The organism is Streptomyces sp. PTL18, assembly GCF_059510295.1.
Map to the genome: position 1 here is coordinate 897015 of NZ_JCAJZO010000001.1, position 19507 is coordinate 916521.

17 protein-coding genes are annotated in these 19507 nt (G+C 71.7%); 5 read left to right on the top strand and 12 right to left on the bottom strand.

Annotation, left to right across the window (positions count from 1 at the left end; all coding sequences use genetic code 11):
• Positions 1–137 precede the first annotated feature (137 nt).
• Positions 138–797 carry a double zinc ribbon domain-containing protein gene (locus AC5WS8_RS04135; RefSeq protein WP_496101853.1) on the top strand — a complete coding sequence of 220 codons (660 nt, stop codon included), beginning with the start codon at positions 138–140 and terminating at the stop codon, positions 795–797.
• 63 nt (positions 798–860) lie between these two features.
• On the opposite strand, the gene AC5WS8_RS04140 is transcribed toward AC5WS8_RS04135, so the two are convergent.
• Together AC5WS8_RS04140 and AC5WS8_RS04145 are read right to left on the bottom strand one after the other, a co-directional pair.
• On the bottom strand, positions 861–1241 hold the full coding sequence (locus tag AC5WS8_RS04140) for a hypothetical protein (protein ID WP_496101854.1): 381 nt from the start codon (positions 1239–1241) through the stop codon (positions 861–863).
• A 502-nt stretch (positions 1242–1743) separates the two neighbouring features.
• A complete protein-coding gene (locus AC5WS8_RS04145; protein ID WP_496101855.1) occupies positions 1744–2832 on the bottom strand; it encodes a PP2C family protein-serine/threonine phosphatase in 1089 nt (362 codons plus the stop codon).
• 1393 nt (positions 2833–4225) lie between these two features.
• Here AC5WS8_RS04145 and AC5WS8_RS04150 point away from each other — a divergent pair.
• The 3 genes from AC5WS8_RS04150 to AC5WS8_RS04160 all read left to right on the top strand — a co-directional run bounded on the left by AC5WS8_RS04150 (position 4226) and on the right by AC5WS8_RS04160 (position 7741).
• On the top strand, positions 4226–5110 hold the full coding sequence (locus tag AC5WS8_RS04150) for an alkaline phosphatase family protein (protein WP_496101856.1): 885 nt from the start codon (positions 4226–4228) through the stop codon (positions 5108–5110).
• A gap of 486 nt (positions 5111–5596) precedes the next feature.
• Positions 5597–6511, top strand: coding sequence for a [LysW]-aminoadipate kinase (locus AC5WS8_RS04155; RefSeq protein ID WP_496101857.1), 915 nt, complete (start codon positions 5597–5599; stop codon positions 6509–6511).
• Positions 6512–6670: 159 nt separating this feature from the next.
• Complete coding sequence (locus tag AC5WS8_RS04160) at positions 6671–7741, top strand: M20/M25/M40 family metallo-hydrolase (RefSeq protein ID WP_496101858.1); 1071 nt, start codon at positions 6671–6673, stop codon at positions 7739–7741.
• Between the two features lie 81 nt (positions 7742–7822).
• On the opposite strand, the gene AC5WS8_RS04165 is transcribed toward AC5WS8_RS04160, so the two are convergent.
• The 4 genes from AC5WS8_RS04165 to AC5WS8_RS04180 form a co-directional block, all read right to left on the bottom strand.
• Entirely contained in the window at positions 7823–8668 is an 846-nt protein-coding gene (locus AC5WS8_RS04165; RefSeq protein WP_496101859.1) for an AfsR/SARP family transcriptional regulator, read from the bottom strand.
• Between the two features lie 143 nt (positions 8669–8811).
• Positions 8812–9165, bottom strand: a complete 354-nt coding sequence (locus AC5WS8_RS04170; RefSeq protein WP_496101860.1) for a cupin domain-containing protein — start codon at positions 9163–9165, stop codon at positions 8812–8814.
• Between the two features lie 87 nt (positions 9166–9252).
• A complete protein-coding gene (locus tag AC5WS8_RS04175; protein WP_496101861.1) occupies positions 9253–10707 on the bottom strand; it encodes an MFS transporter in 1455 nt (484 codons plus the stop codon).
• A gap of 68 nt (positions 10708–10775) precedes the next feature.
• Positions 10776–11186, bottom strand: coding sequence for a DUF3291 domain-containing protein (locus AC5WS8_RS04180; protein WP_496101862.1), 411 nt, complete (start codon positions 11184–11186; stop codon positions 10776–10778).
• 115 nt (positions 11187–11301) lie between these two features.
• Between AC5WS8_RS04180 and AC5WS8_RS04185 the strand changes: the two genes are divergently transcribed.
• Positions 11302–11919 carry a MerR family transcriptional regulator gene (locus tag AC5WS8_RS04185; RefSeq protein ID WP_496101863.1) on the top strand — a complete coding sequence of 206 codons (618 nt, stop codon included), beginning with the start codon at positions 11302–11304 and terminating at the stop codon, positions 11917–11919.
• A 2-nt stretch (positions 11920–11921) separates the two neighbouring features.
• Here AC5WS8_RS04185 and AC5WS8_RS04190 read toward each other — a convergent pair whose 3' ends face one another.
• From AC5WS8_RS04190 to AC5WS8_RS04215, 6 genes are all read right to left on the bottom strand, one after another.
• Complete coding sequence (locus AC5WS8_RS04190) at positions 11922–13232, bottom strand: NAD(P)/FAD-dependent oxidoreductase (protein ID WP_496101864.1); 1311 nt, start codon at positions 13230–13232, stop codon at positions 11922–11924.
• Positions 13233–13263: 31 nt separating this feature from the next.
• The gene (locus AC5WS8_RS04195) at positions 13264–13989 is read right to left on the bottom strand and encodes a 4'-phosphopantetheinyl transferase family protein (protein WP_496101865.1); all 726 of its coding nucleotides are present in this window, start codon (positions 13987–13989) and stop codon (positions 13264–13266) included.
• A 124-nt stretch (positions 13990–14113) separates the two neighbouring features.
• On the bottom strand, positions 14114–15910 hold the full coding sequence (locus AC5WS8_RS04200) for an acyl-CoA dehydrogenase family protein (RefSeq protein WP_496101866.1): 1797 nt from the start codon (positions 15908–15910) through the stop codon (positions 14114–14116).
• Positions 15897–16145 (bottom strand): hypothetical protein, encoded by a 249-nt coding sequence (locus tag AC5WS8_RS04205; RefSeq protein ID WP_496101867.1) that lies wholly within the window; start codon positions 16143–16145, stop codon positions 15897–15899. Before AC5WS8_RS04205 ends, AC5WS8_RS04200 begins: the two co-directional genes overlap by 14 nt.
• Positions 16132–17856 (bottom strand): acyl-CoA dehydrogenase family protein, encoded by a 1725-nt coding sequence (locus AC5WS8_RS04210; RefSeq protein WP_496101868.1) that lies wholly within the window; start codon positions 17854–17856, stop codon positions 16132–16134. The genes AC5WS8_RS04205 and AC5WS8_RS04210 overlap by 14 nt, the downstream gene beginning before the upstream one ends.
• On the bottom strand, positions 17853–19487 hold the full coding sequence (locus AC5WS8_RS04215; RefSeq protein WP_496101869.1) for a PfaD family polyunsaturated fatty acid/polyketide biosynthesis protein: 1635 nt from the start codon (positions 19485–19487) through the stop codon (positions 17853–17855). Before AC5WS8_RS04215 ends, AC5WS8_RS04210 begins: the two co-directional genes overlap by 4 nt.
• Positions 19488–19507: the final 20 nt, after the last annotated feature.

The window sequence follows — 19507 nt, forward strand, 5'->3', positions numbered from 1 at the left end:
GCCGCACCCGGCGACGGCCCCGTGGCTGAGATCTCCAGTCGTTGGCCGGGATGCATCGTCGACTGGCCAGAACCGCTACCGTTCCTCCAGCGTCGTACGACAGTGTGTGCAAACCGCCTGGTCCATGGGGGGACTACATGAGCAGCGAGCTCTACTTCAGCAACAACTACCGCGACCTGTGCGAGCGGAACGGCACGGGGGCGGGGTTCCAGTTCGAGTTCTCGTGCTCGCGCTGCTATGACACCTGGCGCTCGCCGTTCGAGCCCTACACCGGCGAGCGGGCCGCCACCTGGCTGAGAAAGGGTGTCGACATGGCCTGGGGCCTGCTGGGGCGCAGCGGCGGCGGGCTGTTGTCTGCGGCCGACGGGCTGGCGGGCGCCGGCTGGGGACGGGCGCGCGACCACGCCTTCGAGAGAGCGACCAGCAACGCACGAGGGCACTTCAACCGCTGCGCCCGCTGCACCGACTACGTCTGCGGACGCTGCTGGAACGCAGCGCAGGGGCTGTGCCTGCGCTGCGCCCCGGACACCGCGGCCGAGGCCATGGCCGCCCAGCAGCGCGGCCTGAACGACATGGCCGCACAGCGTTCGTACGCCGCCGGGCAGCAGGCTGGGCAGAGCTACGACACCACCACGCCACGGCAGTTGGTGTGTCCGCGCTGCCACACCGAGACCCGCGGAGCCGCCTTCTGCTCCGGCTGCGGCTACCAGCTCGCTCAGCGTCACCAGTGTTCGTCGTGTTCCGCAGTCGTGCCGGACGGTGCGGCGTTCTGCCCGGGGTGCGGCACCCGGCGGTAGCACGAACTCACCGAGGCTGAACGGCCGGCGTCGGCGCCGCCTGAGTCGTCGCTCCCGACGGGATCAGTGCGCGTGGACGGTCCTGGCGGGAGTGGTGATGTCCTGGTAGGGGTGGCCGCCGCGCGGGCCGTCGACGCCGTAGAGCACGCCGCGGAACTGCACTGCGCCACGGTGGCGGACCTTGAACTCCACGTCCACCGTGGCCTCCTCGGCCGCACTCTCCACGATCCGGCCGCACGCGAGGGTGTGCCACGCGCCGTGCGTGCCCGCGCGTTCCTGCGCGCAGAACATCGCGTACTGCACCGCGTCGCTGTCGCCCTGCCCCGTCACATGGACGGTGTGGCCGGCCCGGACGGTGCTCGGCGACACGGTCAGGTCGGCGCTACCCTTGGCGAACGCCGGCGTCACCGCCAGTACGAGGGCAGCCGCTCCGAGTGCCCCCACTGCGGCAACCCTGACCCCCTGACGCCCCAAGCCTGCCTTCCCGGCACGGCCGATCCCACGATCCATCTCGTCGTCCTCCCCCTCATGCGATGCGAAGTCCCGGCCCGCTGCGGCCTCCCTACCGCCGACGGCTGCGGTCGGACCAAGACGCTGTCACCCCACAAGACCGGATTCCCGCGCCACCTGTTCCCTGCCCACCGTCGCTTTTCGGTAAGAGATACGCGAGGGCGGGCGTTCGGCACGAAAGGTCCGCAGCCCGCACCGTCCACGCTGGATCTCCCGCCGGCAGTCCTCCCGCCTCGACGCCGTCGCAGCTGCTCACCCCCCGTCGACGGGGCGGCCGGCAACGATGTCGTCGCGCCACCCCACGACCGGCCGCGACCGAGCACAACAGCGAGGACACCGGCCCGGGGCCGGTGCGGCAACGCGGTGCAGGCCGGCATCACCGGAGGCCGGCTACGGCAGGTGACCCGGCCGGTCGTGCGGCTCCTGGGCGACAGACTCAGCTGCTCGGGCGCCGCCGGGCGACGAGGGCGGCGATGTCGTCGTCGAGCTCGCCGCCGCTGTAGGCGATCAGGTCGTGGTGGAGATGGTCGAGGAGCTGGTGGGGCGCCTCGCCGCTCCATGAGCGGATGCGTTCGGCGAGGGGGTAGAAGACGCCAGAGCGGTCGCGGGTCTCGGTGACCCCGTCGGTGTACAGCAGGATCTGGTCTCCGGGGTGGAAGGGGGTGAGGTCGACGTGGTACCCGCCGCTCACCAGCATGCCGAGGTTGAGCGGCGGCGAGGGGTCGGCGGGCCGCAGCTCCCGGACCTCGCCGCGGTGCAGCAGCAGCGGGGGCGGGTGGCCGCAGGTGACGGTCCGGACGACCGGTTCGTCGTCCGGGATCTCGACGAGGAGGGCGGTGATGAAACGTTCAGCGATCTCCGAGCCCGGGACCCCGGGGGTCTGGGAGGCGTGGCGGCTCATGCTCGTCTCCAGTCGGCGCGCGAGGTGCGGCAGGTCGGGCGCGTCGTGGGCGGCCTCGCGGAAGGCGCTGAGCAGCGTCGCCGCCGTCTGGATCGCGAGCAGGCCCTTGCCGCGCACGTCGCCGATGAGCAGCCGTACCCCGTGCGGGGTGCGCAGCGCCTCGTACAGGTCGCCGCCGATCCGGGCTTCCGCGGCGGCGGCCAGGTAGAGGCTCTCGAGCGCGACGGGGCCGAGGTGTCGCGGCACCGGGTGCAGCACCGCCAGCTGGGCGGTCTCGGCCACTGAGCGGACCTGGAGCAGCTGAAGGGCGCGCCGGCCGAGCAGGCGGTTGAAGAAGACGGCGAATGCCGCGATCGCCGTGAGGGTGGCCAGCTCCGAGTAGGCGGTCGCATCTCGCAGCGAATCGAAGTCCACCATCAGGCCGACGAAGGTGGCGCACGCGCCCACTCCGATGAGCACGGTCCCCCACAGGGGCAGCAGCGCGGCGGCGGAGACCATGGCCGTGGCGAGGAAGGCATCCGGTCTGACGTCACGGGGCGTGAAGAGGCCGATGAACAGGCCGATGAACAGCAGCAGAGCAGGCAGCAGGGACAGCGCCCTGCCCCGCAGACCACCGCTGTGCATACCTCCGCGGTCCTCAGAAGACCTCGCCACCGTGCCGCTTCCCAGAGTCGTACGGGTCGAGCGGCAGCCCAGGGCCCGGAAGCCGGGCCACCGATTCGGGTCATTTTATCGCCGTTCGTCCGCGACCTGCGAACAACCCGGCGAGCAGCCGTGACGCGCAGGGGCCACCACCGCTCACCGTCGCAGCCGCCCGGCGATCCTTCCCTCGCGGACTGTCACCATTCGGTGACGCACGGGGAGAGGAGCGTCGCCGCGGTTCGGCGCACACGGTGGTGTCGATCAGGCCGGAGACGCACACCACCCGGTCCACCGTCCGAGCTCCTTCCCGGTATGGCCGCCGCCTGACCGCAACCCTGCTCACCGAAGGCGCCCCGTGGCCGACGCGCGCCGTCCGTCTGCCAGGCGCACCCATCCGGACCCGGGACGTGGCATCAGCGGAGCGGGGAACACACGCCCCGCGAGGAACAAGGGCATCGGTCCGCCGGATACGCCGGCAGCAGCTCCGAACGTCGGGTGTGGACCTGTTCGCCGCCCCGGACCGAAAGGCAGCGGTCGTTCTCCACCCGCTCGACTTCTTGCCGGAGACCGTCTGCGCGGCGGCCGGGACCGCGCCGACCCGGGCGGACCCGGATCACATGCCTCACCGGGACGTCGACGGCGGCACGAGGCGACAGGCGCCGTGGCGGCAACGGCGGCCGAAGCGGGACCGAGGTCTCCCGGGAGCGCTTCCTCGCTGCTGTACCGCGGCACCTGAGGAGGTGTCAGCGGTGCCCGCCTCCGGGTGGCTGCTCGGGCGCCGGCGCCCTCGGCCGGCGCGATCGCCGCGGCGTTGGATTCGTCCGCCTCGGCCCAGGCGGAGTCGATCCCGTCCCGGTGCAGTGCGCCCGACGCGTGGGAGTGCAGCGTCCACCCGATACCGTGTCGGCGCCGACACCGGATTCCAGCAGTCAAGTGCCGACTACGGCCACAACCTGGTGCTGCCGCCCACGACATGTCCCGCAGACGGTGCCCCGTCGGCGGACTACGTGGTCCTCCACACCGAGCAGCCGGACGGCGGCCCGGCAAGGCCGGCGAGTCGCGGTGAGGCCCCCTGAGAGAACAGCGAGTGAATCCCGGGGAGGCCCGGGCCCACGCGCCCCCGGCCACCACACACGGTGACCTCGCGACGTCGAAGACGCAAGGAGCACCACACGCTGCCCGCCCTGGCCCGCGCAGGTGAACACGAAGGGCGGATGAGCCCGGGACAGGCCACGGTTGTTTGACGGGTCTTCATGTGCAGCCACCTGACGGGGTCGACACGGCTCCCCTAATCTCCTACCGCCTGATCAGGAAGAGTCTGATCGGTGAACACGCTTCCCGCCGTTTTCCCCGCCGCTCATCCGGGAGGTCCACCGTGTCCTTGCTGTCCCGTATCAAGCGCTCCCGCCGGGCGCTCGGCCTGGCCGCCGCCCTGCCCGCCGCCCTGGTCGGGGTGTGGGCCGCTGCCCCGGCCGCGCAGGCCGCCGCGCTCCCCGCACCGGATCACGTCGTCGTCGTGGTGTTCGAGAACCACGCCTACCAGCAGGTCATCGGCAGTTCGAGCGCCCCGTACCTGAACAACACGCTGGTGGCCGGTGGCGGCAACCTCACCAGCTCGTACGCCATCACCCACCCCAGCCAGCCGAACTACCTGGATCTGTTCTCCGGCAACAACCAGGGCATCACCAACGACAACTGCTACACCCCGCAGTTCAGCAGCGCCGCGAACCTCGGCTCCGAGCTCATCGCCGCAGGCAAGACGTGGCGCAGTTACAACGAGGGCCTGCCCTCCCAGGGCTCCACCGTGTGCACCAACTCCTCCACCAAGTACGCGCGGAAGCACAACCCGTGGTTCGCCTTCAGCAACGTCCCGCTGAACACGGCGTACCCCTTCACGCAGTTCCCGACGGACTACACCACTCTGCCCAAGGTGTCGTTCGTCATCCCGAACCTGTGCGACGACATGCACGACTGCTCCATCACAACGGGCGACAACTGGCTGAAGAACAACCTCAGCGCCTACGCCACCTGGGCCCAGAGCCACAACAGCATCCTCGCCGTCACCTTCGACGAGGACGACAGCTCCCACAGCAACCACATCGCCACCGTGTTCTACGGTGCGCACGTAGCGCCGGGTAGCTCCACTTCGACGCGCTACAACCACTACGACACGCTGCGGACCCTCGAGGACCTGGCCGGGCTGACCACCCACGCGGGGGCCGCTGCCAAGGCCTCCGACATCGCAGGCATCTGGAACTGACCTCGAGGCCGGCTTCCCGCGAAGCCGGCCCACAGCGGTGAAGCAGCATCCGGATCGCCGCCTCGCAGGAGGCGGCGATCCTGCCGTATCGGTACGACGCCCAAGCGGAGTGAACACCCGGCCGTACTGCGCGTGAGTGCCGGCGCGTGCATGACGTACAGCAGGCCACGACGTACGACGGGCCGTCCCGTGGGCCGGTCGACTGCCGGTGCCTGACGCTTGGCGTCCACCGCACCATCCCGGACAACGCCGACCAGGCCCGCAACCGCAGGAAGCGCGGCTCTCACGGTGGCCGGCCGCCGAAGTTCGTCCCGGTCGGGGCGACCGCCACTCGTCGCGGCCGGCGACGAGTGCGGTGACCGGCATATTCGACACACGCCCCAGGTGTCCTTCCGCCGGTTCGTGAACCTGGCGGTGTTCGCCTGCGGGCCAACCGGGGCGGATCTGGTCCACGACGTCGATGTAGCTCATCATGCCGTTGTCCTCATGGGCCGCGATGTGTCGCCTCCGGCCACGACGAGACTGCGGGACTGCGGTTCGCCGGGCTCCACCCGGCCTGAGCGCTTCGTGATCAAGGTCGGCGGTTCGCTCGGCGCGGAGACGGCCGGCGCATGCGCCGACATCGCCGAACTCGCCGAGCAGGGCGCCGAGGTGGTCGTCGTGCACGGTGGTGGAGCCGAAGCCGACCGGCTCGCCGCCGAACTCGGCCGGCCCACCCGCACCATGACCGCGCGTGACGGCCGGCACAGCCGCTGCACCGACGCGTCCGCGCTCGACGCGCTCGCCATGGCGATGCTCGGCCGTCTCAAACCGGCGCTGGTCACGGCTCTGAGCAGCGCCGGACTACGCGCTGTCGGCCTGTCGGGGATCGACGGATCCCTGGTCACCGCCCACCGGACGCCGCCGGCCAGGGCTGTGGTCGACGGCGTCGAGCGGGTCGTCCGGGACGACCTGTCCGGGCGGATCCACAAGGTCGATCCGGATCTCCTGCTGACCTTGCTGGGCGGCGGTTACGTCCCTGTGGTGTCGCCTCCGGCACTGGATCCGGCAGGCGGCATGCTCAACGTCGACGCCGACCGGTTCGCCGCCCGGCTCTCCATCGCCCTGGCAGCCGACTGGCTGATCATCCTGTCCAACGTGCCCGGGCTGCTGCGCGACCCCGCGGATCCGACGAGCCTCGTCACCGAGGTGCCCTGCGAGGAGTTGTCCCGCTACCTGAACAACGTGGGAGGGCGCATGAAGGTCAAACTGCACAGCGCGGCTGAGGCCTTCCTGACCGGGGTCCCGCATGTCGTCCTCGCCGACGGCCGGCAGGACTCCCCGGTGCTCGCCGCACGGACGGGAGCCGGCACCACATTCGTCAGGGCGCTTCCCGGCTCCGATGTCGGACCGCGCGTGTGACGCGAAACCCGACCCGTATGACACTCCGTAACGAGGGCCGCTCCCTGTGCCGTCCGACGGCTGCCCGATGACAGCCATGCCCGAAGCCCCACCCGAAGCCACCGGCCCCCACCCGTTGCAGGAACGACCAGTTCTCACCCGCTTGAAAGGGAGGACCCGATGAGCACGCGCGCCGAGTCACTGCTGCGACGCATGGTCGAGATCCCCTCGCCGTCCGGCGGCGAGGCGGAGTTGGCCGCCTTCCTCGCCCGGGAGCTGCGGGACTGGGGCTTCGAGACGCACATCGACGAGGTCGGCAACGTCATCGCCGGGCGCGGACCGGCCTCCGGCCCGACGATCATGATGATCGGCCACATGGACACCGTGCCGAGCCGGCTTCAGGTGCGGCAGGAAGGCACCGTCCTGCACGGGCGTGGCACGGTGGACGCCAAGGGGCCACTGGCCACCATGATCTGCGCGGCCGCGACAGCCGACGTCGGCCCCGTGCACCTGGTGGTCGCAGGGGTGGTCGAGGAGGAGACCTTCGGACGGGGGGCGGCGCATCTCCTCGAGGGGCACCGGCCCGACGCCGCCTTCGTCGGGGAACCCAACGGGTGGTCCGGCGTCGGCATCGGCTACAAGGGGCGGATCGTGGTGCGTTACGACGTGTGCCGTCCCGCCGTGCACACGGCCCGCCCCGAAGAGAAGGCCACCGAGGCGGCCATCGCCTTCTGGAACAAGGTGGTCGGCTACTGCGACGCCCACGCGGCGGGAAGCCGCGCCTTCGACCGTCCCGTCCCGACGCTGGTGGACATGGGCGGCACGACCGAACAGGCCCGGATGACCGTCGCCTGCCGCACTCCCCCGGGATTCGACCTGGAGGAGTTCGAGCGGTTCCTGGCCGATGCCGCCGGAGACGGTGTGCTGACGACCGACGACCGGACCCCGCCCGTGCGCGTCGACACCGGTGGCGCCGCGGTGCGTGCCCTCTGCTCCGGGATACGCGCTCAGGGCGCGCGTCCCACGCTGAAGCTCAAGACGGGCACGGCCGACCTCAACATCTTGGAGCCGCGTTGGAAGGTGCCGATGGCCGTCTACGGCCCGGGCGACTCCAGCCTCGACCATACCGACCTGGAGCACATCGACCTCGTCGACTACGTGATCGCCATCGATGTGCTCCGGCATGCGCTGGAGCAGCTCGCCGACGAGCTCGTACAGGCCGGGAAGGCGGCAGCGGCCGGTCCCCGGTGATGCACGTCGCATGCGCTCGGCAGCTGTCAGGGTGCCGAGCGCATGCCTCCGTCCTCGACTCCCGCTCTCCCGTGAGTGCGGTCAGCCTGCCGCTCGGGATCGCCACCGCAGGGCGGGCCCCGGGTGCGGGAAGGTGTAGGTCGGGAGGACCGGGTGGCCTGCGATGATCCGCTGGTGCAGCTCCTGGAGGCGGGCGCATGGGTCGAGGCCGACATGGCTGACCAGCGCGGCCCGGCCCGCCTGGTAGACCGCGAGGGCATCGGCCCGGCGGTCGGACAGGTACAGCGCCGTCATCAGGCGCCCGCGGAGCTGTTCGCGCAGCGGGTGCTCGTCGACCAGCAGGCTCAGCTCACCCACCAGTTCGCGGTGGCGGCCGAGGGCGAGCTCCACGTCGATGCACTCCTCCAGCAAACTGAGCCGACGCTCCGCCCAGTACGCCGCGACCGGCTCGAGCACCCGGCTCGGCAGCCCGGCCAACGGCTCTCCCCGGAACAGTGCCAGAGCGGCGCGGTAGTCGTCGACGGCGCCCTTCGGATCACCGGCCTCAGCCCGGGCCCGGCCGCGCTCTCTGAACTCCTCGAAGAGATGGGTGTCCAACGAGCCGTCAGTCAGACGCAGCAGGTAGCCGCCACGGACGGTCTCGATGAGATCGGCGCGGGTCCCCCCGCCGACCAATGCCTTGCGCAGCCGCCACACACAGGTCTGTATCTGCTTGTCCGCGGTGACCGGTGGCGAGTCGCCCCACACCGCGTCGACGAGCCTGCCGAGTGGCACGGCTTTGTTCACCTCGGTCAGAAGCATTGCCAGCACGGTGAGTTGCCGGCTTTCGGAGAGCGGAACCTCCCCTTCCTCGAAGCAGACCCGCAACGGACCCAGGACGCGGAAGAAAACCTTGCGAACGCTGTCGGATGACGATTCGACATGCATGGGAGTCCTTGGTTCTGTGATGGTGACGCGGCCCCCGACTCGAGACGCACATCACGGCGGATCGGCCGCCGACGACATCTGCCATTCGGGACCGGCCGTGCAGCAGCCCGCGGCGGGGCGCCGATGACGTCGAAGGCAGGGCGTCAGCCCTCCACTTCGTCGCTCTCGGTCTTGAAGATCGAGACGTACCTGACGGGTGTTTCGGCGGTGAAGTGGGTGTGCGCGGAGCCCGCGGCCGCGGCGAAGACGTCGCCGGTCGTCATGATGCGGCCCTGGTTGCTGAGCGTGCCGTCGATGACGTAGAGGAACTCGGCGTGCCGGTGGACGTGCGGGTCCGTCCGGTAGCCGGGCTGGGCCTCGACGATCGCCACGTGGTAGCCGTCCGCGCGGGCGGCGATCCTGGCCCGTGCCTTGCCCTCGGCGCCCCAGGGGATCCACGGGAGGTCGTCGTTGCCGTCGATGCGGGTGATGTCCCAGCCTTCGAGCGAGGGTTCCATGGCTCCTCCTGGCGCGGTGGGGCGCGGGTGCCCGCGGGGGTCGGGCACCCGCGCCGATCGGGGATGGACGGTCGGGTGACGGTTCGGTCAGGCGGTGGCCGCCGCGGTGCGGTCGGCGTCGGCGGCGGCTGCTGCCTCGGACTCGGCTGCCGGGGCCTCGACGGGCTGCGTCTGGCGAGGAATGCCCAGGGCGCACAGCGCGCCGGCGAGCACCACACCGACGCCCACCCACACGGCCGGGTGCAGGCCGTGGACGAAGGAGGTGGGAGATGCGGTGTTCCCCTGGCTGTCGAAAACGGTGCTCAGCACGGCGATGCCGAGCGCGCCGCCCACCTCGCGGACGGTGGTGTTGGCTCCAGAGGCCTTGCCCGCGTGCTCCGGGCCGACCGAGCCCAGCACCACGGCGGCGGTGGGTGCGAAGACGAAGCCCATGCCGATGCCGGAGACCACCATCGGCGCGACCAGGGTGGCGTAGGGGGTGTCGGTGCCGACCATCAGGTTGATCCAGGCCAGGCCGGCGCCCTGCAGGAAGAGGCCGAGGGCCATCAGCCGCCCGCCACCGACCTTGTTGGTCAGCATACCGGCGACCGGGGCGACGAACATCGGCATCAGGGTCCAGGCCAGGGTCCGGACACCGGCCTCCAGCGGGGTTCGCGACGGAGCGATCTGCAGGTACTGGGCGAGCAGGAAGAGCGAGCCGAAGACACCGAAGTACATGGCGGCGGAGACGACGTTGGAGAGAGTGAAGGCGCGCACCCGGTAGAAGGAGAGAGGCAGCATCGGCTGCGCGGTACGGCGCTCCCAGAGCAGGAAGAGGACGAGCAGCACGCATCCGGCGGCGAACGCGCCGAGCACGGTGCCGGAGGTCCAGCCGTCGGTGGAGCCGTGCACGATACCCCAGACCACGGCGAACAGCGCGGCGGCGGCCAGGAGCATGCCCAGCAGATCCAGGCCCGCGCCCTCCAGCCGGCTCTCCTGCAGCACGAAGCGGATCAGCGGCACGGCCACGAGGCCCACCGGCACGTTGACCCAGAAGATCCACTGCCAGTCCAGGCCGTCCACCACCGCGCCGCCGACCACCGGGCCCATGGCCACGGCCAGGCCGCTGATTCCGGACCACAGGCCCAGTGCCAGGCCCCGCTTGCGGGCCGGGACCGCCTGGGAGAGCAGGGTGAGCGAGAGCGGCATGACGGCGGAGGCCCCGATGCCCTGCACGGCGCGGGCGGCGATCAGCTCGCCGCTGGTGGTCGCGAGGCCGCAGGCGATGGAGGCGAGGGTGAAGAGGGTGATGCCGAGCATGAAGACCCGGCGGCGGCCGAAGCGGTCACCGAGCGCGGCCGCGGTGAGCAGCAGGCAGGCGAAGCTGAGCACGTAGGCGTTGACGAACCACTGCAGGTCCTGGGTGGAGGCGTTGAGCTTCACGGCCAGCGTGTGCAGCGCGGTCGAGACGACCAGGTTGTCCAGCGCGACCATGAACATCGGGACGCTGGAGGCCACGATCGACAGCCACAGCGGCACCGACCGGGTATCGGGCTTGGTCATGGAGGGTCTCTCCTCGGCGGGTTCGCCAGGGGAGGCGAACGGGACGGACGGTCTGTGCTGACGGCTGTTCATGTACGGGATTCGGCGGCCTGCTGCTCGGCAAGGCGGCGCTTGGCGTCGCTCCAGGCGATCGGCAGCTCGCCGACCGGGACCTCCCAGAACGTGAAGACCGAGTGGCGCATGGTGGGCCGCAGCCCCTTCATGATCGAGTTGTGCGGTTCGGTCTTGGCGTAGGCGTAGAGCTGCTCGCGGCTCTCCCAGGCGGAGAGGGTCCAGAAGGTACGGCGCAGCGGATCGGCGATGAGCGAGGCGCCGAGGGCCCCCTGGGCGCCGCGGACCTGCTTCCAGGCCACGAGGGAGCGGAGGAAGAACCGCGGCACGTCTTTCATCGAACGCACCTCCAGGCGGGAGGCCATCACCAGCGCGGTGGAGAGGCCGGGCCGCGGCGCGTTCGGGGTGGTCCAGGGAAGTGTGGGCATGACTGTGTCTTCCTGGGAGTGGCCTTCTGCGGACGCCGCCGGCAGCCACATTGGACAGTGACACTATCGATGATAGACAGTAGAGCTATCGAATGGCCAGAAGGAAGCGAACCCGATGCGAATCTCGGAACTCAGCCGGAAGAGTGGGGTCTCCGTGCCCACGATCAAGTTCTACATCCGCGAGGAGCTGCTGCCCGCCGGCCGCCTCACCTCGGCCACCCAGGCCGAGTACGACGAGCAGCATCTGCGCCGGCTGCGTCTGATCCGGGCGCTGATCGGGATGCGCGGGCTCTCCGTGGAGGCCACCCGGCAGGTGCTGGGAGCCCTGTCCGAGGAGCAGTCCTCCCCGCACCTGGTGCTCGGTCTGGCCCTCGGCGCGATCCGGCTCTCGGAGGAGCCCACCCAGGAGTCCGAGCAACTGGCCGCGGTGGAGGCCCTGACCCATGAGCTGGGCTGGCAGGTGCACAAGGACGCCCCCGCCCGCAGCGTGCTGGCCGGGACCCTGGCCAGCCTGCAGCAGTTCGGGATGGCTCTCGACTGGCACGCCCTGCTTCCCTACGCCCGGCTGGCCGAGGAGACCGCCCGCCTGGACCTCGACCAACTGGACGGGGTGACCGACCCCTTGGAACTGGCCGAGCGCGCCGTCGTCCTCACCACCCTGCTGGAGCCCGCCCTGATGGCGCTGCGCAGGCTCGCCCAGGAACACGAGTCCGCGCAGCGCCACAAGGAGTGAGGTCAGGCGCCCGGGCCGTCGAGTTCCTCCAGCAGGCGGCGGGCCGCCTCGGCGCCGGAGGAGAAGCCTGCCTCGTGCGAACCGATCTGGTCCCAGCCGAGCCGGCGGGAGTGGAAGTAGGAGCCGCAGAGCCTGACCCGGGTGCCCTCGTTGACGTCGTGGATGTCCTTCTGCAGTGCGCGCACCGGGTTGTCGATGATCGGGTGGGTGTAGGGGAAGCGGGCGATCACCGTCTCGGGGCGCACCTCGCGCGGATAGTCGAGGGTGACGAAGTAGTCGTGCTCGGCGGTGAAGCCGTGCAGCTTGTTCATGTAGTACGCGACGTAGGTGTGGGCCTGGCCGTCCGTGGAGACCTTGCCGTAGTTCCACGCCTCCCAGCGCTCGCGGTCGGCGGGCATCACCGAGTCGTCGGTGTGCAGCACCACGTCGGAGGAGTTGTAGCGCACAGTGCCCAGGACGTTCCGCTGCCGCTCGGTGGGGTTCTCCAGCATGGCCAGTGCCTCGTCCGCGTGCGCGCCGATGACGGCGTAGTCGAAGCGCTCGCTGCCGCCGGCCGTGGTCACCGTGACGCCGTCCGGTTCCTGGCGGACACCGGTGACCGGCTCGCCGGCGCGCACCTCGGGGCCGATGGCGGCGATGGCCTTGCGCACATAGGAGATGGAGCCGCCGCCCACCGTGCGCCAGTCCACGCGGCGCCCGCCCAGCCCCCCTTCGTCGTGGCCCATGTAGAAGGCGATGACGGTGGAGGCGGGGATCTCCCAGATCAGCTCGGCGGGCACCGACCAGACGGCCGAGCAGAGCAGGATGACGTAGGAGTGCCGGAACTCCTGGCTGTAGCCGCCGCGGTCCAGGTACTCGCCGAGCGGGATGTCGGTGCGGCGGCGCAGGAAGTCGCGGCGGCCCTCGGTGTGGAAGCGGCGTGCCTCCCGCCAGATGGTGAGGAACTCCGGCGAGCCGGCGTAGCGGGCCGTCACCTCCTCTTCCGTGAGGTCGAGTTCATCCGTGCCGTACTCCAGCCCGGTGTCCAGGTCGAAGAAGTTGAAGCCGCCGAGGTGCTCCACCGCCTCCACGCCCAACTCGTCGAAGAATCCGTAGAGGTCGGGGTAGGCGGGACGGTTGAAGACGACGAAGGCGGTGTCGATGCCGAGGACGCGGCCGGCCTCCTCGATCTCGACCGTGTTGGCGTGCCCGCCGAGCCGGTCCTCCCGTTCGAAGAGGGTGATCCGGGCGCGGTCACGCAGATGGTATGCGGCGGAGATGCCGGAAACGCCGGCGCCGATGACGGCGACGCGGGGGGTGCGGTCGGGTGCCATGGTGGTCCTCCACGGGGAAGTGAACGGGCGGTCAGGCGGCGGGCGGCCCGCCGGGGTCGGCGAGGTCGATGCGGCGCAGATCACCCGGGCGGCCGTGCCCGGCGGCGACGGCAAGCACATGCCCGGGGGCGGGGCGCAGCAGCTCGAACCACCAGGCGTCGCCCGCCGCGGGCGGCCGGTGGGGGTCGTGCACGGTGATCGGCCCGTCGGGCGGGGTGGAGAAGGCGAAACCGGCCAGGTCCCGGGTGATCCCGGTGCCGAGGGCCTTGAGGTACGCCTCCTTGAGCACCCACAGCTCGCTGAGCCGGTCGGCGCGGGCGGCCGGTGGCAGGGCGGCCAGTTCTGCGCGCTCCGCGTCGGCCAGGTGCGGGATGAGGTGGGTGACCGCGTCCGGTGAGGCGGGGGCGCACTCGACGTCCACCCCGCAGTCGCGGCCCTGAGTGGTCACGCAGGCGATCAGGCCCTCGGTGTGCGAGAGATTGAACCGCAGCCCCTCGTGGGGCGGTTCGGGCTCGGGCCGGCCCCAGGGGCCGGGCCGGAAGCGCCAGGCGTGCGGCGGACGTCCGCTGCGCGCGCTGAGCGCGTAGCGGGCCAGCAGCCGGGCCCCCAGGAAGCGGCGGCGCGCGCCCTCGCCGCGCAGGCGCTCCAGGCGGGCCCGCTCCTCCTCGGTGAGCAGCCGCCGACCACCGAGCGCGGTGGCGAAGCCCTCCACCGCCCGCTCGGGCAACAGCCAGAGCACGGCCGGGTCAACGCTCATCGCGGGCGTCCTCCTGTCTCCGGAGCGGTGTCCAGGAAGGCGGCGGCCTTCCCAGGTGACGGGTCCCGGGGTGAGACGGGCGGCGTCTGCGGGGCGGGGCTCACGCCGGGGCCCTCCTCGGGGGTCAATGGCGGACGGCGTCCTGGTCGACGGCGCGCGTGGCGAGCGGGAACTGCCAGTGCGAGAAGAGCCGGTCTTCACGGTGGAAGTGCCGCAGCACCCCCATCACCTCGTCCACCACGGCCTGGTCGGTGACGCCCTCGTGCGGCCGCAGGTGCCGACGCAGCCGTTCCAGCTGGAGCAGCAGCACGGCGCCGTTGGGCAGCGGCTCCTCCAGGGCCCCGTGCGAGTGGACGAAGGTGAGCACGCATGCGGCGGCGGCGTGCACCAGGCAGTACTCCTTGGCCAGGTCGAAGAGTTCGGCGGACTGGCCATGGGCACGGCCCAGTTCGGCGCGCAGCCGCTCACAGCGCTCCGCCAGCGAGGCGGTGTGGCCGAGCAGTTCCTCGGCGGTGTCGACGGCGCGGAGCAGCCAGGCGCGCTGGTCGTCGTCCTTGGCCTCCTCGGCCAGGGCGCGCAGCCGGGCCAGGCCGTCCGGCGCGGCGAGCACCGTGTCGTCCCGGCCGCGGCTGAACAGCTCCTGCAGCCAGGGTCGGTAGGGCGGCATGGACTGATCGATGCCGTACAGCACGGCGGCGTTGCGCACCGCCTCGGCGCGCAGCCGCTCGTCCCCGCTGACGGCGGTGGTCAGGAGGGGCTGCAGCTGGTGGCCGAGGTTGCGCAGATTGACCACGGTGTTGCCGTCGGCGAAGTTGGCCACCAGCAGGTCACGGAGCATCTTCTGGAAGACGCCGTAGTGCGGGTGACCGCGCAGGAAGAAGCGGGCGCCGAGCACGACGGCGAGCTGGGACATGGTGCGTTCCAGCAGGGTCGGCACGAAGTACTTCACCACCGAGGAGGAGACGCTGACCTGTTGCGGCGTCACCTGCAGCCCGCGCACCGCTCCGAGGCTGACCGCGTCGGCCACCAGCAGGTCGGCGAAGACCTCGGTGAGCTGGCGGCGGCTGTACGGGATGTCGCTGACGGCCTGGCCCAGGATGATCCGGCCCTCGGTGAAGTCCAGGGTGAGCCGCAGGCCGGTGTCCACCGCGGAGAGCGCGATGCCGCTGATCTGGGCGCGAGCGGTCTGGGTGGCCTTGAGGGCGGTCTCCAGGCCCTGGCCCTCGGCGCCGAGCCGGGCCTCCTCCGGCACGAAGACGCCCTCCACCCGCAGGCCGCTGATGTCCATGGCGCGCAGGCCGTGCAGCCGCTCGCCGGGGAGTTCCTGGACGCTGCCGACCGGGGCGGTGCGCTTGTCCAGCACGAAGACGGAGAAGCCGCCCGTGCCGCCGCGCTCGCCGGTGCGGGCGAAGACCACCATGCCGTCCGACCAGGTGGCGTTGCCGATCAGCCACTTCTCGCCGGTGAGCAGGTAGCCGCCGTCCACCCGGGTCGCGGTCATGGCGTTGGCCAGCAGGTCGCTGCCGTAGGCGCGTTCGGACAGGCCCCAGGAGAGCCGGTGGCCGTGCTTGACCGCCTCGACGATCCGGCGCTTCTGCTCGTCGGTGCCGGCGATCCACACCGGCATGAAGGCCAGGTTGGTGATGATCAGCGCGGTGGCGGTGGCCGGGTCGCGCCGGGCGACCAGCCGGACCAGGTTGAACTCGGCCTCCACGTCGCCCGCGCGGCCGCCCTGCTCACTGGGCAGCGCGTACTCCGGCACTCCCCAGCCGCGCAGCATCTGGACGAACTCGTACGGATAGGATTCCCGCTCGTCCAGTTCCATGACCCGGGGGTACGGCATCCGGCCGGCAGGATCGTGCGGGCAGCCGAGGAACTCCTCCAACCGGGCGGCCAGTGCGGTCAGATCAGCCTTCGGCATCAGCGGCCTCCTGGGGCTTCGCGGCGAGGCGGACGGAGGAGGCTGACAGCTCGCCGACGAGGACGGACTCCGGTACAGCCCAGCCGCGCAGCAACTGGAGAAGCTCGCAGGAGTGCGCTCCCCGCTCGTCCAGTTCCATGACCCGGGCGTACGGCGTCCGGCCGGCAGGATCGTGCGGGCAGCCGAGGAACTCCTCCAACCGGGCGGCCAGTGCGGTCAGATCAGCCTTGGGCATCAGCGGCCTCCTGGGGCTTCGCGGCGAGGCGGACGGGGGTGGCGGTGAAGAGCAGACCCTGCTCGCGCAGCGCGCCGAGGGCGCCGAGAGCGGGCAGCAGGTGCGGACCGCACCACCGGGGATCGGTGCCCTCGGCTCGGGCCAGCAGGTAGGCGAGAGCGGCGCGCAGCCAGCCGGTGGCGCCGGGCTCGGCGCCGTAGAGCGGGCGTTCGCGGTTGGCCCACCACAGGTGGACGCAACAGGCGGCCCCGTGCAGCCAGGCATAGCGCTCGGCGAGGTCGGCGAGGGCGTTGGGGTCGACGCCGGGCCGGCGCGCGGCCTCCGCCTCCGCGGCGAGGCCGGCGGCGGCCACGGACAGTCGGGCGACGAGGTCCGACGTGTCGTGGTCCAGCGCCACGCGGACGGACGCGGCCACGGTCGGCAGCCCGCCCAGCACCGGGTCCACACCCCGCGCGATCAGGTCGAGGCGGGCGGGCTCGTAGGGCGGCAGCTCGGTGTCCAGGGTGAAGATGCGGCGCAGGGTCTCCTGCGCAGGCGACTCGGTGGTGGCGAGCAGGGTGGGCAGCTGGCCGCAGTAGGCGCGCAGGTTGGCGTACGGGCTGGCGTCGATGACGCGGACGACGGCCGAGTCGCGCTGCAGCTTCTGGAACACCCCGTCCCCGGGGGTCTGCTCGCGCAGCACCGAGCGGGTCGCCAGCACGGTGCCGCAGCGGCGCAACAGGTCCTCGGCTGCCTCGGCGACCAGGTGCTTCGCGGCCAGGCCCCAGACGCTGAACGCTTCCGGCACCACGTGCACACCGCGGGCGGCGCAGAGCGCCACCGCGTCCGCCGCCAGCAGCGCGGCCGACGCGATCGACAACTCCCGTGCCGCGTACGGCGTCGCGGACAGCACCGCACGGCCGAAGCGGCGCTCGTCGGCGAACTCGAGTGTGAGGCGGAGGGCGGTGTCCGCGATACCGAGCGATCCCGCCGTGCTCATCAGCCGCACCGCCTGCTGCGCCCGGATGGCGACCTCCAGGCCCTCGCCCTCCTTGCCGACCTGGGCGCCCCACGGCACCGGGAGGCCGTCGAAGCGCAGCGTGGCGAGGTCGATGCCGCGCATGCCGCCGGTCCGCGGCGCCGGCAGCCGGGTCAGGTCGTCGGGGTCGACGGTTTCGTCGGTCAGATCGAGCAGGAAGGAGGTGAAGGCGCCTGGCCCGCGTTCGCCGGTGCGGACCACGACGTAGATCGCCTCGCACCGCAGCCCGTTGCCGACCAGCCACTTCTCGCCGTGCAGCAGCCCGTCCGCGTCGAGCCGAACCTCCCCGGCAAGCAGGTCGCTGCCGTGGTCTGCTTCGGTGAGCGCGAAGGCGACGGCGCCGCCGTCCCGCAGGATGCGCGCCACCCGCTCCTGCTGCTCCTCGGTGCCGTGCAGTTGCAGGCAGGTGGCGGCGATGATGCTGAACATGGTGCCGGGCATGATCGTGACGTCTCGGCGCGCCGCCGCGCGGACCAGCGTCAGGCTGCGGTCGAAGGACTCGAAGGCGCCACCCCACCGCTTCGGCAGGTAGGTGAGGTGGAAGCCCGTGTGGCGCAGTGTCTCGCACAGCTGCTCGGGGAAGGCGTCCGCTTCGTCGCGGGCGACGGCGGCGGCGTAGCCGTACGGGTTGGCGGGGTCGCCCGGGTCGCCGAGCAGTTGCTCCAGCGCCTGAGGGGTCAGGGCGGCACTCACCTGGCGCCTGCCGTGGGTGCGATGCCGGCGGGGGTCTCCAGCGGGATGGGGCGGTAGTCGGAGGCGCCGGCCGGGATGTGCACGCCCGCCAGGCGCAGCTGGGCGAGGCGGGTGTGGAAGGCGGCGCCGCGCATCAGGTGGTGGGCGACATCGGCGACCCGGCGGTTGCTGGGGTTCTTCAGGTAGCTCCCGGTGACCCAGTCGTTGAAGGAGCCCATGGCCGGTCCGCACCAGATCTGGTAGTCCTGCGCCCGGCCCTGCTCCCCCGTCACCGCCCACCGCGATGCCATGCCCAGGTACCAGCGGAAGACCAGGGCCATCCGGCGCTTGGGGCTGCCCGCGGCGCGGGTGAGCTGGTCCGGGTCGCGGCGCTCGAAGTAGGCGACGCAGTCCTGCCAGACGTCCTCCAGCGGACGGCGGAAGATCTGCTGCTCCAGCCGGGCGCGCTCCGCGGGGGGCAGCGCCTCCCAGCCGTCGTACGCCTGGTAGAGCTGGTGGAGGCGGCGGGCGCGCATCGGGAAGAGCGTGCCCTTCTTGAGCACCTGGAGGTCGACGCCCATCTCGAACATGTCGGCGGCCGGGGCCATCTCGCAGTCCGCGATGCCGGCCTCGGCGAGCATCGCCTTGGCGGCCGGGGAGGCCCCGGACTCCAGACAGGACTGGTTGACCGAGCCGGTGACGACATAGGCCGCGCCCATGGTGAAGGCCGCCGCGACCGCGACCGGGGTGCCGAGGCCGCCTGCCGCGCCGACCCGGATCGGCACCGGGTAGCGGTGCTCGCGCTGCACGTGGTCGCGCAACCGCAGGATGGCCGGAAGCAGCGCGGGAAGCGGGCGGCGGTCGGTGTGGCCGCCGGAGTCGGCCTCCACGGTGATGTCGTCGGCCAGCGGTAGGTGGTGGGCGAGCGCGGCCTGCTCAGCGGTGATCAGTCCCTGCTCCTGCAGGGCGCTGACGGTGGCGGCGGGAGCAGGGCGCATGAAGCGCTCGGCGGTCTCCGGGCGGGAGATCTTGGCGATCAGCCGGTTGTCCGCCACGATCCGCCCGGCCTCGTCCCGCCGCAGCCCGGCCAGCCGGTAGCGCACCACGTGTGGCGTGAGGTCCATGTAGGCGGACGCCTCGACGCAGCGCACACCGTGACGCAGGAACAGCTCCACGGCCTCGCGCTCCAGCCGGTCCTCGCTGGGGCTGTGGATCAGGTTGACGGCGTACGGCAGCCCGGGGATCTCGGAGGCGAACCGCAGCAGCGCCTTCTCGATCACCTCGGGCAGCAGCCCGGCCGCGCCGAAGGAGGCCAGGAAGCCCTCCCGGGCCAGCGCGATCACCATGTCGGCCGAGGCGATGCCGCCTGCCATGGCCCCGGCCATGTAGGGCCGGCCCACGCCGTGGGCGGCGGTGAAGGCGGAGGAGCCGAGCCGGTGCGGGGGCAGCGGGGCGGCAGCGGCCAGGAGGTGGGGCCCCTGGCCGGTGGGGGCCGCGGTGCCGCCGGAGACGGCACCGGGGCCCCGCGGGGTACCGACGATGAAGCAGGGGTTCTCCAGGTCGGCGAGGACCTGGTAGACGCCGGCCGGGTCCGTGCTGGGCGAGCCGTCGCCGTACCAGCGCAGCGGGGTCTGGGGGTGCTTGGTGGGCATGGGAAACGCAGCTCCTAGGC

Coding starts and splice junctions, on each gene's coding strand:
- AC5WS8_RS04135 (WP_496101853.1), top strand. CDS start 138: ATGAGCAGCGAGCTCTACTTCAGCAACAACTACCGCGACCTGTGCGAG.
- AC5WS8_RS04145 (WP_496101855.1), bottom strand. CDS start 2,832: ATGCACAGCGGTGGTCTGCGGGGCAGGGCGCTGTCCCTGCTGCCTGCT.
- AC5WS8_RS04155 (WP_496101857.1), top strand. CDS start 5,597: ATGGGCCGCGATGTGTCGCCTCCGGCCACGACGAGACTGCGGGACTGC.
- AC5WS8_RS04160 (WP_496101858.1), top strand. CDS start 6,671: ATGAGCACGCGCGCCGAGTCACTGCTGCGACGCATGGTCGAGATCCCC.
- AC5WS8_RS04165 (WP_496101859.1), bottom strand. CDS start 8,668: ATGCATGTCGAATCGTCATCCGACAGCGTTCGCAAGGTTTTCTTCCGC.
- AC5WS8_RS04170 (WP_496101860.1), bottom strand. CDS start 9,165: ATGGAACCCTCGCTCGAAGGCTGGGACATCACCCGCATCGACGGCAAC.
- AC5WS8_RS04175 (WP_496101861.1), bottom strand. CDS start 10,707: ATGACCAAGCCCGATACCCGGTCGGTGCCGCTGTGGCTGTCGATCGTG.
- AC5WS8_RS04180 (WP_496101862.1), bottom strand. CDS start 11,186: ATGCCCACACTTCCCTGGACCACCCCGAACGCGCCGCGGCCCGGCCTC.
- AC5WS8_RS04185 (WP_496101863.1), top strand. CDS start 11,302: ATGCGAATCTCGGAACTCAGCCGGAAGAGTGGGGTCTCCGTGCCCACG.
- AC5WS8_RS04190 (WP_496101864.1), bottom strand. CDS start 13,232: ATGGCACCCGACCGCACCCCCCGCGTCGCCGTCATCGGCGCCGGCGTT.
- AC5WS8_RS04195 (WP_496101865.1), bottom strand. CDS start 13,989: ATGAGCGTTGACCCGGCCGTGCTCTGGCTGTTGCCCGAGCGGGCGGTG.
- AC5WS8_RS04200 (WP_496101866.1), bottom strand. CDS start 15,910: ATGCCGAAGGCTGATCTGACCGCACTGGCCGCCCGGTTGGAGGAGTTC.
- AC5WS8_RS04205 (WP_496101867.1), bottom strand. CDS start 16,145: ATGCCCAAGGCTGATCTGACCGCACTGGCCGCCCGGTTGGAGGAGTTC.
- AC5WS8_RS04215 (WP_496101869.1), bottom strand. CDS start 19,487: ATGCCCACCAAGCACCCCCAGACCCCGCTGCGCTGGTACGGCGACGGC.